The 16089-nt window shown below is 50.4% G+C and carries 5 protein-coding genes; 4 read left to right on the forward strand and 1 reads right to left on the reverse strand.

Features of this window, described 5'->3' with window-relative positions; translation table 11 throughout:
* Positions 1-227 precede the first annotated feature (227 nt).
* The 3 genes from OM416_RS26320 to OM416_RS26330 are packed head-to-tail and all read left to right on the forward strand — an operon-like array spanning position 228 to position 13838.
* A complete protein-coding gene (locus tag OM416_RS26320) occupies positions 228-938 on the forward strand; it encodes a S1 family peptidase (RefSeq protein ID WP_264934389.1) in 711 nt (236 codons plus the stop codon).
* 21 nt (positions 939-959) lie between these two features.
* A complete protein-coding gene (locus OM416_RS26325; RefSeq protein WP_264934391.1) occupies positions 960-6125 on the forward strand; it encodes a hypothetical protein in 5166 nt (1721 codons plus the stop codon).
* Between the two features lie 21 nt (positions 6126-6146).
* Positions 6147-13838 (forward strand): S-layer homology domain-containing protein, encoded by a 7692-nt coding sequence (locus OM416_RS26330; protein WP_264934393.1) that lies wholly within the window; start codon positions 6147-6149, stop codon positions 13836-13838.
* A gap of 111 nt (positions 13839-13949) precedes the next feature.
* Here OM416_RS26330 and OM416_RS26335 read toward each other — a convergent pair whose 3' ends face one another.
* Positions 13950-14891, reverse strand: coding sequence for an AraC family transcriptional regulator (locus tag OM416_RS26335; protein ID WP_264934396.1), 942 nt, complete (start codon positions 14889-14891; stop codon positions 13950-13952).
* Between the two features lie 171 nt (positions 14892-15062).
* Here OM416_RS26335 and OM416_RS26340 point away from each other — a divergent pair, with 171 nt between their 5' ends.
* A complete protein-coding gene (locus OM416_RS26340) occupies positions 15063-16082 on the forward strand; it encodes a glycoside hydrolase family 105 protein (RefSeq protein ID WP_264934398.1) in 1020 nt (339 codons plus the stop codon).
* Positions 16083-16089 lie beyond the last annotated feature (7 nt).

The following is a 16089-nucleotide window of genomic DNA, read 5'->3' on the forward strand; positions in this document are numbered from 1 at the left end:
TAGAGTTTGTTCGAAACCTTTGGCAGATTTGGACGAAATCTCTTGTATTCTATCGGCATTGTAGCGAATATCTCTGGGGGGCGCAATCACATTTCGACAATTTTCTTCTGTTTATTGCTTGTTTATTGTGATCCATTATAATGCGGAAGCAAGATATGTCGAACGGGCACAGAAAAAGCATCGAAAGACCTATCTTTGCGCGACTATGGGCTGATGGAGTTGAGAAAATGGAGAGAAGCATCACATCTTGGCGTTTGCGGCGGCGGATAATTGGCATTTTGGCTGTACTGATTGCCGTGGCATGTCTGAATGGGTATACGGGTTCATCTGTCGCCAAAGCGGCTGGGACTGGACAAGTGGCCGTATCGGGAGCTGAAAAAGTGTATCAGTCCGCGGCGCAAGCTGTCTTTTACCTGAAAGCGTATCGCAAGGACGGAACACTCAAAACGGTAGGTACCGGTTTTCTAATCGGTGATGGTAGAGCACTTACAGCAGCCCATGTTGTGAAGGACGGGATATCTTTCGAGGCGGTATTTGAAGATGGTTCCATCCAAAAGATAACGGTTCTGAGCACTGATACGGAAACCGATGTGGCTACGCTGTCTGTGCAGAATAGCAAAAAACGTCCAGTACTTACCCTGTCAGGGGACAAGCAGCCTGCAAGATATGGGCAACGATCGTTCGCAATCGGGTACCCGCTGAAGGATGGCAAGATCATTACGGAGGGCATCGTGAATGCACCAACCGCTGAGGTGAACGATGTCGTTCGCTTGCTGACTTCCGCGCAGGTGTCTGCGGGCATGTCGGGTGGTCCATTGTTAAATGAAGATGGTCATGTGATCGGATTAATCTCCGGTTCGTTCCGGACAATGAATGGCATTCATATCTGTGTAACGATCGAAGATATTCGCAAGCTGATGAAGAAGTCGAATACATAACGGGAAAAAGGGGAATCTCGCATGTTCAAAAAGTTATCACTCTGCCTGCTTGCTGCTTTGCTGACGTTGACGTCTGTGAGCTGGCCACACCTGCCGACCGTTTCCGCAGCTGCGGAGTACGCGGATATTTTTATTCCGAACGGCGGGGGTAAGATCATCAATCGGGAAGACATGTCTTCCTGGAACAATAACATTAAAAAGTTTGATGCGAACAGCTTTGGCATATTTGCCGCTGGCGCACCGGGAACTTCAACGAAGAAGAGCAATGTAGATGTACTGAATGCAAGCTATCTCAAAATGAGCTTACCTGGTCAGTTGGTTGCCAAGATTTCGGTTGCTTCGAACCCAACACTTCGACGATTGGCCGAAGGTGGACAGGCCAGAATGCTCTTTAAGATTGGATCTATGGAGACTATGTTTGGTTTCAGTGGCGCAGTCTCTGTAAATATCAACGGTGTTTCGAAATTCGGTGTTAGCACCAATAGTTCAGTAAACTCATCATGGATCAGTTTTGGTCCCAACGATACGATCGAGATAGACATTGGAGGAGGAGTTATTGAAAGTGCCAGTGATATTGAACTGTATTTCGCCGACATCACACCTCCTACATACAACGGCAATACACTGACCCATACCGGGGCAGTTCGATTCAATGCCGATCCGGCAGTAAAAAAGAATGAGTTGTTCCTGAAGCAAGGGAGCAACCTCAACCTGGCGCTGAATTTCAGTGAGCCGGTATTTCCGTCGACTGCAGAGGATGCCTCTGACCGGATTGATGGCAAATTCAGCTTCATGCGTACCGAACTGTTCAGTAATCCGGGTGGAGACGGCTTCGATCCGTCCGTTTATTATCTAACGAGCGCAGACAGCGGATACAGTGACTTTGCGCAGGGTGGACTGGATCGGAACAGTCATGCACGCTCCACTTTTAACTTTCGTTATCAGGCTGCGTTAAATGATAGCACAGGTAACATTCCCATTGATCCGAAGCGCCTGATCGCGCCCTCCGAGGAGGACCGTCCAACATTACTGGAACGGATGAATGCAGCAGGATTCAGTGATGGTGCGGGTAATCCCGTTGCAACTTTTAACGGTATTGGAACAGTTCCTTTTGCCGATAACGCGAATCCGGGCGGTACGTTCCGTACCATTATCGACGCACGTGTACCTCAGTACTCAGCATCCCGCAACGGCGTGCAGCCTGAAGTATTAACGGGACTTGTGCTGAACAAGGGCGACGTTGTTGATTTTACCGTGTACCTCAACGAACAGGTGATCAGCGCGTTTACCCCGACGGAGGATACACGACTCAAGTTTGCCAACGGCTTGACTGCAGCATATGTTGGCGGCCAGAACACAAATACATGGACGTTCCGTATGACAGTGCCAGACGGCAAAAGCATCGAAACGTCATTGCTGGAGACAGCTGCTTTGGAGCACGCCAGCAATCCTGGCGACGGGAAGGCGCTGACAGACTACGCCGGTAACGTGCTCACTGAGCCAGTCAAGAAGATTGATTGGGCTGGATTGTCTGTGGACAATACGGCACCTGAAGTGAATTTTGTCTATGAAAATCAGGACGGAGAAGTCATTCCCGAAGGACAATACGTAGGAAATGGATCATTCACGATCAATGCATTCGATCCGGACTTGAACGGTCAGACGAGCAAAGGATTGTTCCGTCCAGGCAGTGGTTCAGGGCTCGTGTATTATGTACTGAACCAGAGTCCGAATGATCCCTTCGCTGGGCAAAACGACAACTTTGCCGCAGTGAAACGCTATTCCCTGACACAGAAGCAGCCTTCTGAAGAATTGTATACATCTGGTTTCCAGGATGTTGTACTGTCTACCGGACAGAATGGTGTGAGAGTAGAACTGCCAGATGATGGCACAGGTTTGAACGGGAACTGGTATTTGCATACATGGACTGCCGACATGAGTTGGGACTCGGCTCGTCAACGGATGCAATACGACAAAGGCAGCAACGAACGTGCAGCTTACCTTGCCCAACATCCGGATGCGACACCTGCCGAGCTGGAGGAATATTATCGCTCAAGCATTCTGCCGAATCTGTCCGATTACGGCAATACAGTACAGTGGCCTTTGGCCGATTTCAAACAAGATGATTCCAATTGGTCTTACCATGTTGGCCTGTTGAAGATTGACAATGACGATCCAACCGTCGAAGTTGCGAACATCGTGGACAATAACTCCGACAATGTGAAGATTACGGTTAAGGCCGCTGATCCGACTTCTTCTATTAAAAATAACAAGGTGCAATACCAGTTCGTGGCCGTGGGCAAGAGCCCTGTCGCTTCCGGGTGGCAGGATGCCGAGCTGAACGCACAAGGTGAAGCTGAGATATCAACATTGAATGATCCGGCGATCTCCAAAGGTGGACAATACGAGCTGCATGCCAAAGCCGAGGATGTGGCAGGCCATTCAGCCACCGCCGAGCCAAAAGCAGTTGATGTGCTTGTCATCTCAACCAAGTTCAAAGCCTATCCGGGCACCTATGCGATCAATGACGGACCCGACTTCACCGTAGCCGGTGTACCGATCGATACGATTGAATATCAATACAGTGAAAGTTCTGAACGTCCTGTGGGCAATAGCAAATGGGTTGCTTTTGAGGATGAACCGAAGGAAACGAAGTTGGGGGATGTACCCGCCGAGCGCTACAGCTTCCCTGCCGACAAAACGTTGAACGGGACCTGGTACGCCCATGTGCGCATCAAGCAGCAGGATACTGGACGTTTCTACTACTATTATCAGGAGTACAAATTCGACCATCTGCCACCTGTCACGAAATTCGGTTCGCAGGGTTATCTGTATCCGATGCCAGAGCAGACGGTACAGATTGATGTGTCTGACACGTTGGTGGACTTTAACGGTGTTGCAGCCAAGAACATTCGTTACCAATGGATCAAAGTGGTTGACGGGCAAGACGAGAAGGAACCAGATCCGGAAGGCAAGGGCTGGAGCGTGTCGCCTGCGGATCGTTTGATCACTTTGCAGGTAGACAACAAAAAGGACAACGGTAATTATCGTCTGTACGTTCATGCCAGCGATAGCTTGGGTAACAGTAAGCTTTACCACACAAGTGGTCTGTTCTCCGTGTTCTATCTGAGCAGTGAACCACCTGTTGGTAGCGCGCGTTTGATTCGGACAGAAGGTCCAGGAGATGACGGGTACACCGCCATTATGGAACTGACGGTTGATGTGCCAGCACAGGAAGGTTACTTCTATTCCGTTTCCACCAACGGCGGAGACAATTGGAGCACTTGGCTTCCTTACACGAACTATGTTGGCGTTCCTGTTGATACGAATGATTCAGGACAACTCAAGTCACAGGTTCGGGTTAAATTCAAAGGCTACTACGACAACATCAGCGATGTCGTAACACCTGAGATCCAGCTTCAGGATGCCCCTGCCTATGGGCTTGCTTCACTGGAGCAGATCATGCCGGTTCGTGGAGGCGAGAAGGTGCAGGATGGTGGGCAGAACGAAGGACAAGAGATCCTGTTCGACCTCGTGGATGACAAGACCGTGAAGCCAACGAACAGCAACCCGGAAATGCCGGAAACGCTGGAGGCGAACAAACGGTTCAAAATATACCGCAACGGAAGCTACTCCTTCACCGTGAAGGATGGCAGCAATACAGCAACCGTGTTCATCGTGGTCTCCAACTTCGATGATACGCCGCCAATGGTGAATGTGAAGTATTCTACGATTGCGGCAACGAATGGCACAGTTAAGGTAAGTCTGCAATCGAGTGAACCGATCCGCATCACCAATCTGCCGACGTCGTCCAAAACGTTCCGCGAGAACGGAGAATTCACGTTTGAGTACGAAGATGCGGTTGGCTTTACGGGCAGTGTCACGGCAACGGTGAGCAACATCGATACCACGCCGCCGGAAGCAGATATTGTCATGCACTACAACCATCCCGATCTCAAAGCGTTGATCCGCTACGGTAGTGGTACTGCTATCGTGGATAGCGCGGGTGACGGGTACAATGCAAACGGAGAATTTACTCATTTTGCAGCACCGACAACAGGTAACGTGATCGCGTCTAATCTGATCGTGGCGCAAGTGCTGCCGAAACAGGGACAGGTTCAGGATTACCAGGTTGTTTCCAATAGCTCAGGGACGAACCAATCCTCATTCGTTATGACTTCAGGCAGTAAAGCACGCTTCTCGCTGGCAGATGCCGCCGGGAATAATGCGAAGCTGGAGTCCGAAGCGATTACAACTCTCGTTGGATCGATCCCGGCTGTAGAAGAGATCACGATGGTTCGAGTGGACAACGACGGACAGATCATCGATGACAGCAAGCTGGTGCAGATCGGCGATCAGGCTTACTCCAAAGGCAAAGTGCGTGTAGGTTTTGTGATGCCATCATCTGTAGTAGAAGGCAATACGATCTATGCCGGGGCAACCCCTGTAGCGAGCTTTAGCGCCGACTACGCCAGCAATGGCGAGCATTCGATTTTACTTTCAGACGTACTTGGTAACAAGAAACAGGTTAACTTTACGATTGCGGGTCTGGATAACACGGCACCAACGATCCGTCTGAACAAAGCTTCCACCACGGTTCTGCAAAACAAACCAGGCTTCGATCTGGTCACGGATCTGGGTGGATACACAGTGAGCGATAATCTCACATCTGGGGAGCAGATTCAAGTGACGGCTGCGGAGTACGTGCTGGAAGGCGGACAATACGTGGAGAAACCGCTGAACCTCACGGTGACGGGTAAACACACGATTCGTTATACGGCGAAGGACCAGCTCGGCAATGCAGGCTACGCCCTGCAAACGGTGTTTGTTCGTTCGACAGATGGTATGTTCGTTACGGCCAATGGTATTCCGTTGTCGGATACCGAATCCGAAACAGCAATCGTGAATACAGGTACGGTCACGTTCAATGTGAACAACTTCCGCACGATTGAGACTGCTGGCGGAACCAAGCTGGAGAACGAACTCGGCACGTACGACATTTATTATTTCCCGGGTCTGGTGCGCGAAGGACAGATGAAATACATCGCGACCCGAGTGACCTATAAGGAACTGATCAGCAAAGACTTCAAGATTACACTGCCCAAAGCAGGATGGTACACCATCATTGTGCAAAATCAGGAGCGCGAACGCGTATACTCCACGCTGCTTGTTAATCGGGCCAATTAGAGAAACGGAAGGGGTTCACCCATGCGACGGAACAAAATCATTCGGATAATCGCAACGTTGATGGCCATGGTCATGCTGATCAGCGTCTTGCCGCTTCACATCGCGGTAGCGGCCGTTTCCTCAGCGGGAACGACATCCATTAAGAACGGGTTTATCAAAGTAACAGTGGACAATGCAAGTGGGCGCTTCAGTATTCGTACTGAAGACGGCCAGCCAATCCGCAAAAAGGATAACGGCGTGGATATGATCTTTGGTGGAGATAACCCGGAGACGTCGTTCACGACATTCCGCATCAACGGAACGGATCTGATCTTCGGTAATCCGTACAAAATGGCACCCAACTGGACCTCGGAGGTTACACCTCCAAAGGTCGTTACGGGAAATGACGGTACCCAGAGTCTCGTGACCGTATGGACCGTTCAGGGCATTCGTATTAGCCAAGTGATCACTTTGCTTTTGAAGGAAGACAAGGATCAGGGCGGTAATGCGCGTGTTCAATATGTGGTGGAAAATACGACAAATGCCAAGGTAGAGATCGGGTCACGTGTGTTGCTGGATACGTCGGTCGGCGGCAATGATGGCCCAGCCTTCCAGATCGGGCAGAATTATTCCGTTCCACTTACGGTGGAGCGCAAACTGGTTCACGAACCAGAGAAGCTCGGTTATGACAAAAACGTGGACGAGCAGGCGTACAATCTGCATAAGCTGCCACCTTACTGGGTGATGCGGGATAAGCTTGATCTGAGTAATCCGCTGGCGACGAATGTCATTGCCTATGGATTCAACAACTTGTTCGAGGGCGGTATTAACATTGTTGATGAAATGGTGGTAGGCCATTGGGCCAATCTCGCCGGAACGAAATGGGAATATGAACCGGACGAGAATCTTGATTTTACGCAGGATACAAATGACTACGGTACAGCCGATACGGCCGTGGCTTTCTATTGGGAGCCTGATACGGTTCAAGCTGGCGGCCAGCACTCGTATGAACTGGTATACGGCTTGGGCGAGATTGTATCCCCGGAGAAGGTATTCGATGTTCGTTTCCTGGATCCAACGCAGAAGCTGGAGACCAATGAGGAAGAGACGGGTTACGTGAATGACGGCGTGTTCGAAGTGAACACGGAGATCGAGAACCTGGAGATGTTTAACACCAACCATAGCCAGATCGATGTGACTCTGACACTGGAGAAAGGTCTGAGCTTTGTAGATGAGAACGGGAAGGAACTTAATGCAACGAGCCAGAAGCTTACCTTCCGCAAGGATGTTCCACCGGAACAAGCTGCACAGGGCATTGAATTTATCCCGTATAAACCGGGTGAGGTCGTCGCAGCCAAATGGCGAGTGAAGGGTACAGGCAAAGCCTGGCCTTCAACACGCCAGTATATGGTGACGGTGAGCAGCCCGGAGACAGAGAAAAAGCTGGAGACGGCTGCTCAAGAGAGCGAAGGGCTTCCGGAATCGGAAATTCGCGCAATCTATGAATCGTCAAGAGCAGGTTTTATTTTCCTGCCACCGGTTGGCGAATTAAGAGAGACATTGGTTTACGCCATGTCACCGGAGGAAGCGTACAGCAAGGACGAGAAGTACATCACGCTGAACGTGTCCAATATCGCTGCCTACAATGTCGGCAATGAAGCAACGTCTACCGCTGCCAACTTTGACATGTATCTGGTGAACGTGAAGAACGGGGATCGTTACAAAGTGCCAGTGACCCGTTCCGTAACATCCCAGCCGCTAGGAAACGGGTTCGCGGGAGATTTGAAGCTGGTATATCGTGGCGGGGAAGAGGTGAAGGCGGACGGCACAACGCTTGAAGTGCTGAACGATGCGTTCTTGCCGCTTGGGGAATATGCCGTGCAAGTGGACTATCGGGACAAGTCAATTCCCGAGCTGGCCGAAGCGTTGAGCTTCAAGACCGACCAGACTTTTTCCATAACCGAGAACGAAGAGAACCGGGTTCGCAAAGCCGGAATTCTCGCTGTATATAAAACAAAACTGGACCTAAATGCAGGTGCTGGTGAGAAAGCGATGTTTGCCAGCGTGCTGCCGTGGACGTACGGTAACCTGACGGATACGCAGTTCAAAACAAAGCTGGATCAGGACCGGGCGAGACTGACTGCTGCCAAGCAGGAAATGGTAGCAGCTTCACGTAAGCTGGACCCTGCTCTGGATGTAGCTGGAGCCATCGATGCATCGGCTTCGCCGGTATATTCGGTCCAAACGTTCGAAAATGAAGCAGCCTTCGAAACGTTTAAAAAAGGACTTGATGATGATGCCGAGCAGGAGGTTGTTCTGGAAGTGCGCGGTAAGATCGTGCAATCCGGTACGGGTGCAAACGCCCAATATACGGTTCAATCGGATACTGAACCTGCGATTCTTAACAAGAGTGTAGCTTACAGCGGGAAAGACCTCACCATTTCAACAGGGAATTTCCCGCTGGCCAAAGATATAAGAGCAAATACGGATACGCCGTTCTTGCAGACTCTCTTTGTGGGTGGCGACGGTACCTTAAGTGTGGCGAATAGCGGTTTCGTATTCCATTCTGGTGAATGGACCGTTGATTTCTACAACGGATTCGATAAGTCACTCGGAACGGAATCGAAGCTGACGGATGAAGAGCAGGCATGGGAGGAAGGACGTAATCCGGCAGACCCTACCCTGAATGGAACTCTGACTTGGGCTAACGGTATGCTGGGCGATGCGCTCAATCCTTACCGAAATCTGCTTGTCTCCTATGTGTACTTTAATAAACATACGTTGTTTTCAACACCTACCTTCTCGCTGAACGGCTTTGGGTTGAAACTCAATGACTTCGTACTGCGGCAAGATGGTGTGTCCTTCGGTGGTGCAATGAAGATGTTTATTGTTAATGGGGAAGTAAGCAACGTTATGTTCAACCAATCGGGCTTCGTGGGCATCGATTCCTCACTGGCGTTTGAACTGGATAATAGAATTGGTTTGTTCAAACCGGACTCCGAGGATAGCGTAAAGGGTGGTATCAATGTTACGCACTATAAAGACCCGAACAAACACGGCGTCATGAATTCGTACGGCGTTAACTTCGAGGCCAAACTGGAGAACTTGTTCTCCATTAGTGCGGAGCTTGCCTTTAAACGGGTTCCCGACGGACGGATTATTCCAGACGTCATTGCTTTTGGATCGGACCTTCCAGATCCGGGCATCATGATCAATCCGGCTACCAAAATCTCAAGTATTCGCGGCGCCATCCGTGAACTTGCGATGACGATTGCGGGTGGTACCGAGCGCTTGCCGCTGACGCTGGAGGCAGGCATTGACATGGAGCTGGGACAGAAGCCAGCTGTTTTCTCAGGTAGTGTAGACCTTACGCTCAAAGCTACCGGATTCAAAGTGGTGGGCAAACTCGGCTTTGGTGAAGGCAGCAAAGTCATCCCGATGTTGACGGAAGCGCTTGTCCAGACCCAATGGGCCAGCCCGATGTTTATCCGAGCCAGGGCACAGATTGATGTCGGTGGATGGGATATCATCGTGGGCAGTGCCAGCCTGTTTATCGGCGAGAACCTGGAGAAGGGACGAGTTGATTTTGAAGGCATGGTCAGCTCCAAAATACAGATACCAAGTTCAGTGCCGGTTGTCGGCGGTTTAGGATTTGGAACCCGTGCAGGCGTGAATAACGATGAACTGTGGGCAGGGATTTCCTTGTTATTCCTCACCTTGGGCATCAAATATTACTGGGGCGGCGGCATCTCGTTTATGACCGATGGATCGGCATTGGATAACGAGGCACTCGCACACCTGTCGATTAATGATCCAGAGCAGGGTCCGCGCCTGTTACAGATCGGAACGGGAATAGAGACGCTTGCGACCTCATGGGAGAATGAGGAGCCTGAGCGTTACGAGATTCGGTATACCGCCGTTGGGGACGGTATTGATATGATCGAGGATAGCTCGCAAAATCTTGGTATTGGCGGCATTCGTACGTCCAATGGAGGGAAAATGCATGTGATCCCGATGAGCGGAGTGACTGGGGATGCGCTCCTTGAATTGGAGTATTTTACAACAACCAGACCTACCCTGACTCTGAAGCGTGACGACGGAAGCACGTATGATATCGTGTACGGAGAAGCAACCGATCGGAACGCAACGGCGTTTGAACAGATTATCAAAGCACCTAAAGAAGGCGATCTGAAGAGCGATGGTACAACAGTGACCAAAAAAGAAGAGCTTCAGGGAACCGATATCCGTCGGATCTATGTTGCGATTCCACAAGACGATGCAAAAACGGGAAGCTGGACGCTGACGTCCAGTCAATCGGTCAAGTCCAAGCTGATGAACATCCCGGTACTACCGGAGCTGTCTTCGACGGAACTTGCGGTAGATCCACAGGATGCGGACCAATTCACAGCAACCTGGACCGTGGACAACGCTTCGCCGGGTGATACGGTTGATCTGTATCTGTCTTCGGACCGTTTGCAGGCAACACCTACACCGGATGAATCGGTTGATCCAGGGATCATGATTGCCAAAGGCATCGAGATTGAAAGTGCCGATATTGGTGCTGACGGTCGTGCATCCGGCGAGATGACCTTTGACGTGAAGCAGATTGCGTATCTCGGCGGAGCAGACCTTCGTGGTTTTCTGCAACAAGGGACATATTATCTGCGTACGGAACTGAAAACGGACATGGCATTCTCTGTCTTATCTTCACAAGAAGGGTATACGCTCGTAGATCCGTTTGCTCCGAACGCGGTGCCAGAAGTGGAAACGAGAAGCATAGGTAACGGGCAGTTTGAGGTAGCTTTCCCGGCGATTACCAAAACAGCTGAAGAAGAAGCGGAGGAGTTCACATACATCTTGACCGCATCGGACGAACAAGGAGATCTGTATGATCCGTTCGGCGAAGAAGGATACAGTGAATCCGACTTGAAAGCTACGCTCAAGGATGGCAAGTATCATGTGACCGTGGGTGGATGGAATGCATTGGGGACGCCTAAGCTGGGTGCGGACGGCAAAATGCTGCGTAATGCAGACGGCACCATTGCCATGGAGGATAAAGAGGTACGCCATTCCGGCCTGGAGCCGGGCAAATCGTATCGTATGGGCGTTACGGTTGCACGCAAACCGGCTTCCGATGAGCAAGCGAATCTTCGTTTATCCACAACGACGTATAGCGGGTCTAAGCTGCTTCCTGCCCCTACAGGGCCAGTGCTTTCGCTCGATAACAAACAAGTGGTCAACAACAAATACGAGGTGGTTACAAGTTCGAATCAGGTGACCGTGAACGTGGCTTCGAATCAGTCGAACGTTGTTGTAGAGGCTTCGACGGACGATGGTTCGCTCGGCACCACTAACCTTGCAACAACAGACAAGCTGAAGTTCAACTTTGAGGTGGATGGTGTATATGCAGTCCAGCTCAAAGCTCGCAATACCAGCACAGGGGATACGTCAGTCACGATGCTGTATGTCACGATTGATACGACGGCTCCGATGATCTATCTGGATTCGCCTTCACAAGGCGAACGGGCACAGGGAGGCGTTGCGCTCGTACAGGGTACAACGATGACCGACGCCCAAGTGACAGTTACGGATGCCGATAGTGATCAAGAATTGGCACAGTTCAAACCGGACGAGAACGGAGTCTTTAAACATGAGGTGCCGATTGATGTGAACCGCATGAAGACCCGTCTACGAATTAAAACCGAGGACGCGGCAGGCAATGTGAACTCTGCCGTTGTTGAGGTGCTGAACGGCGACTTCAAGCTGCCGCGCAGACTGAAACTGGTTATGCCGGAAGAACTTGTTGCCGGTGGAGAACAAGCTGCGGTTCAGACTTATGTGGAGTATACGGATGGGACTCGTGAACTGGCAGACAACGACAGCATCACCTACAGTGTGGTTATGGGTGAAGCGAATGCAGCCGTTCAAGATGATGGTCTTCTCGACGGAAAACGTGTTGGAGCTGCTCTAATCCAGGCCGATTATACATGGCAAGGTACAGAGCTTAGCACGACGGATATCGTATCCGTTGTTGCACCGAAGACGGGAGCTGCACCACCGGATTACATGGATACGATTAAAGCATCTACGATCGGAACGGGCAAAAAGGGAGAGACACGTGTCTCGATCAGCGCTGCCGGACACAAAGGCAACATGGTTGGCAGTGAACTGGCATACCGTATTTTCACGGACCAATCGCAAGTGATGCTGCCAACGTTTGAACAGGATATCAGCGGATGGAATACGCTGCCTTCCGATAAAGTCATCAAAGCAAAACCAGGCGAGTGGGTTGTTATCGCCAAACGAACAACCAGTGAGCCAAAACTCACGACAGCATCATCTGCTGCGGTAAAGGTGAATGAGCGGATCTCTTCAAGCGCGGAGCCAAGCGTGCCAAGTTCGGGCGACAGCAAACCACCCGCATTGAATGTACCTGTTGGTCCGTTGACGGTGGGTGGCGTAGCCATCGATAGTGCCGTTGGAGGTAAAGACATGAAGATACCTCTGGAACTGGATGCAGTGCAGAAGGATGGATTGTTGCTGGTCGATGTTACGTCAGGCGTAAGTGGTCCAACCGTGGTTGCTCATCCTGTTCGAGAAGCGCTGCTTGATGCAGCCGAGCAAGGACAGCGAATTCGTTTGCACGTTGCGGGCCAACTGGAGCAGCTACGCTTCGAGCTGGATGCGGATCTGATTAAACAACTCGCTGCCAAAGGCATTTCGATGGATTTGGAAAGCGATTGGGGCAGCTACCGTTTGGATTGGAATGATATCGATCTGAACGCACTCGAAGCAGCTTTCCCGGCGCAAAAGGCCCAGGATATCAAAGTAAGCTTAAATGTAGGCAAACCGAATCAGGCATACGAACAGCTTGCTGTGAAGCTTGCCAGTGAAGGCCGCATGATCCCTAGAGGAACCCCGGTTACCTTCAACATGACGGCAAGCGACGGTAGCAAGTCAATCGAAATCGATAAGCTTTTGAAAATGACAACCAAAGAACTTTATCTGCCGGTTGGAGAGGACGAACGCTCCGTATCGACCGTGGTCGTTCTTGAAGCGGATGGAAGCTTGCGGCATGTGCCAACCCGCTTCGAAGTGCGGGACGGCCGGATGATTGCCATCGCCAGCAGTATGACCAACAGCGTGTACTTGCCGATCCGATATGACGCTACCTTTAGCGACATGAAGAGTCACTGGGCAAGCGAAGCGGTTCATGATCTGGCATCACGTCTGGTTGTGAATGGCGTGTCGTCTGCTCGTTATGAGCCTTCGCGTAGCATGACTCGGGCAGAGCTTGCTGCACTGATGGTGAGGGCCTTTGGCCTTAAACCAGACACAGGCGCAAGTTCACCATTCGCAGATGTTAAGGCAGCAGATTGGTACAACGATGTGGTGCAAACGGCAACTGCCTATGGTCTCATGACGGGTTACAGTGGTAATCGTTTTGGTCCACAGGATGCCATGACACGTGAGCAAGTGATGGTCATGCTGATCCGTGCATACGAGATGGCAGGACATACTGCACCAGCTGTGAGTAGTGCAGCTAATAGCCTTGACGGCTATACTGATGCATCAACGTTGTCTGATTGGGCCAAAGACAGTGCCGCGCAAGCGGTAAAACTGGGTCTGATTCAAGGCAAATCGGCAACGACACTTGAGCCAAAAGCTCCGGTAACTCGTGCCGAGATGGCGACGCTTGTCCGCAGATTGCTTGTGGAACTGGATTTGCTGTAAAGCTGTAAATATGAAGTTATTGATTTGAACTGGAAAAGCCCGAAAGTCATTGCGACTTTCGGGCTTTTTTGCACCTTTTTTATGAGTAGGCTTATAGCTTTGCACATTATTTCATACCCAGCCTGTAAATTCCAGTATAGATGCTTTTGCAGACTGTGCCTCGGTATGGGCCCCTTTGCGCCAGGCTTTGGGCGATTCTCCCATCAGTTTGGCGAAGCAACGGTTAAAGCTGGAGATGGATCGGAAGCCGACCTGCTCGGAAATGGACAGAATGGAGGCCTCCGTGCTTTTCAATCGTTTGCATGCCTCTTCGACCCGGGTACTATTCAGAAAATCGAGCGGTGTGGTTCCCATAATTTCATGGAACTTGCGGCGAAAATGCGTTGTACTCAGATGACACAGTTCAGCGAGATAATCGATGGTCACGGGCAGCATATAATTTTTGGTGATAAACTCCAGCACGGGTGAGATGACCAAGTCACCTTGAAGGTCCCTTTCCTGATCCTGCGCTGACCAGCTCTCGTTACTCGCATGAACTCGAAGCAGTTCGATATATAGAGACATCAACAAGCCGTACGCGCTCTCCCGATAGTAGGGGGACTGCTGCTTCATTTCTTCTACAATCGATGTTGCTAGCGTATGAATTTTGGGATGCTGTTCCTTATTCAGAATGCAATTGGTTCCCTGAATGGCCCATAAATTCGGTTCAATGTGAGTTTGAGCGGTTTTGAGCGAATGACGGAAGAGCTCTTCCGGTGAAAAAAAGATATAAGCCCACAGGCTGGCATTATTAGGCGAACTGTATGTGGTATGCGGAAGATAGCGGGGAATGAACGTGATGTCGCCTGCTCGAAAAGGCACAGATTCCCCCTTAATCTCCATGATGCCTCCATCCGAATAACAGATGCCAATCTCCATGTGGTTATGGAAATGAAGATGCTCACTTTTGATATCGGATATTCTCCAGCGGTCTCCACTGAGTAACAGGACAGGAAAATCAATGGGCAGACTGTAGTGACGATATTCAATGACAGGTTTCTTCGGTTTGGGCATTTTCGAGGACTCCTATGTATAAATGATTGAAATTGCACAGTTTTGTTGCGAATATGCTTAGATTGAGACTATTTTACTGCGTACAATGGAATAAGTAAAGCGTTTACAAAAATGGACGGACACCTCTCAGGGCGCACTTGGGGGCGTGTGCGCAGGGAGAGGGGAATAACAATGCTTCAAGTGAAATATGACAGAGAACAGATTCTAAACGTAATCGAGAGCGTTACCAAGAAAACACTGGATATGGATCTGACATGGGATTGGCCCGGCGGTGTGGCTTATTATGGCGTATCCAGAGCCTATCAAACGACAGGCAACCAAGAGATTCTGGACAGGCTGGTGAAATGGGCGGACGAATATATCGAGCTGGGCCTGCCAAGTTGGACGGTAAATACATGTGCTATGGGTCATGTGCTCATCACTTTATATGAAGAAACCGGGGATCAGAAGTATTGGGATATTGTCCTCAGCAAAGTCGATTATCTCCAGAACCATGCGCTTCGCTTTGGAGACAATGTGCTTCAGCATACGGTATCCGTTTCCAATGATTTTCCGGAACAGGCTTGGGCGGACACCTTGTTTATGGCGGCATTTTTCCTGCTCCGCGTAGGTAGCAAATTAAAAGATGAGGCCATGATTCAGGATGCGCTGAATCAGTATTACTGGCATATCAAATACCTGCAAGATCCGACCAGCAGTCTGTGGTATCACGGTTATAACAATATTAACAAGGACCATATGTCCGGATTTTACTGGGGAAGAGCGAACGCTTGGGGAGCCTATACGATGTCTCAAGTGAAACCGCAATTGAAAGACTGGTATTTGTATCCGCAATGTATGGATGTAGAATGTGCTCTTCGCGATCAATTGGCGGCTCTCAAACTGGTGCAGACCGAGAATGGCTTGTGGCGTACGGTGTTGGATGACGAAGAATCGTATGAAGAGGTGTCAGCCTCCGCCGGTATTGCAGCAGCCATGATCAACAACGGCAATCCACTGCATACGAAATATGTGCAAAGGGCACTGGAAGGCATCCTGAACAATATTAGCGAGGATGGACGTGTGCTTGGTGTATCTGGCGGTACGGCGGTCATGAAGGATCGGGATGGTTATCGCAATATTCCAAAAGACTGGATTCAGGGCTGGGGTCAGGGCCTGGCACTCGCTTTTCTGTCCGATATGTTGAGATAGGGAGGGA

This window comes from Paenibacillus sp. LS1 (genome assembly GCF_026013365.1).
In the GTDB taxonomy this organism is placed as follows: domain Bacteria; phylum Bacillota; class Bacilli; order Paenibacillales; family Paenibacillaceae; genus Paenibacillus.

Excerpts from the sequence above, each read along its gene's own strand:
- OM416_RS26335 (WP_264934396.1), bottom strand. The coding sequence starts at position 14,891 with ATGCCCAAACCGAAGAAACCTGTCATTGAATATCGTCACTACAGTCTG.
- OM416_RS26330 (WP_264934393.1), top strand. The coding sequence starts at position 6,147 with ATGCGACGGAACAAAATCATTCGGATAATCGCAACGTTGATGGCCATG.
- OM416_RS26340 (WP_264934398.1), top strand. The coding sequence starts at position 15,063 with ATGCTTCAAGTGAAATATGACAGAGAACAGATTCTAAACGTAATCGAG.
- OM416_RS26325 (WP_264934391.1), top strand. The coding sequence starts at position 960 with ATGTTCAAAAAGTTATCACTCTGCCTGCTTGCTGCTTTGCTGACGTTG.
- OM416_RS26320 (WP_264934389.1), top strand. The coding sequence starts at position 228 with ATGGAGAGAAGCATCACATCTTGGCGTTTGCGGCGGCGGATAATTGGC.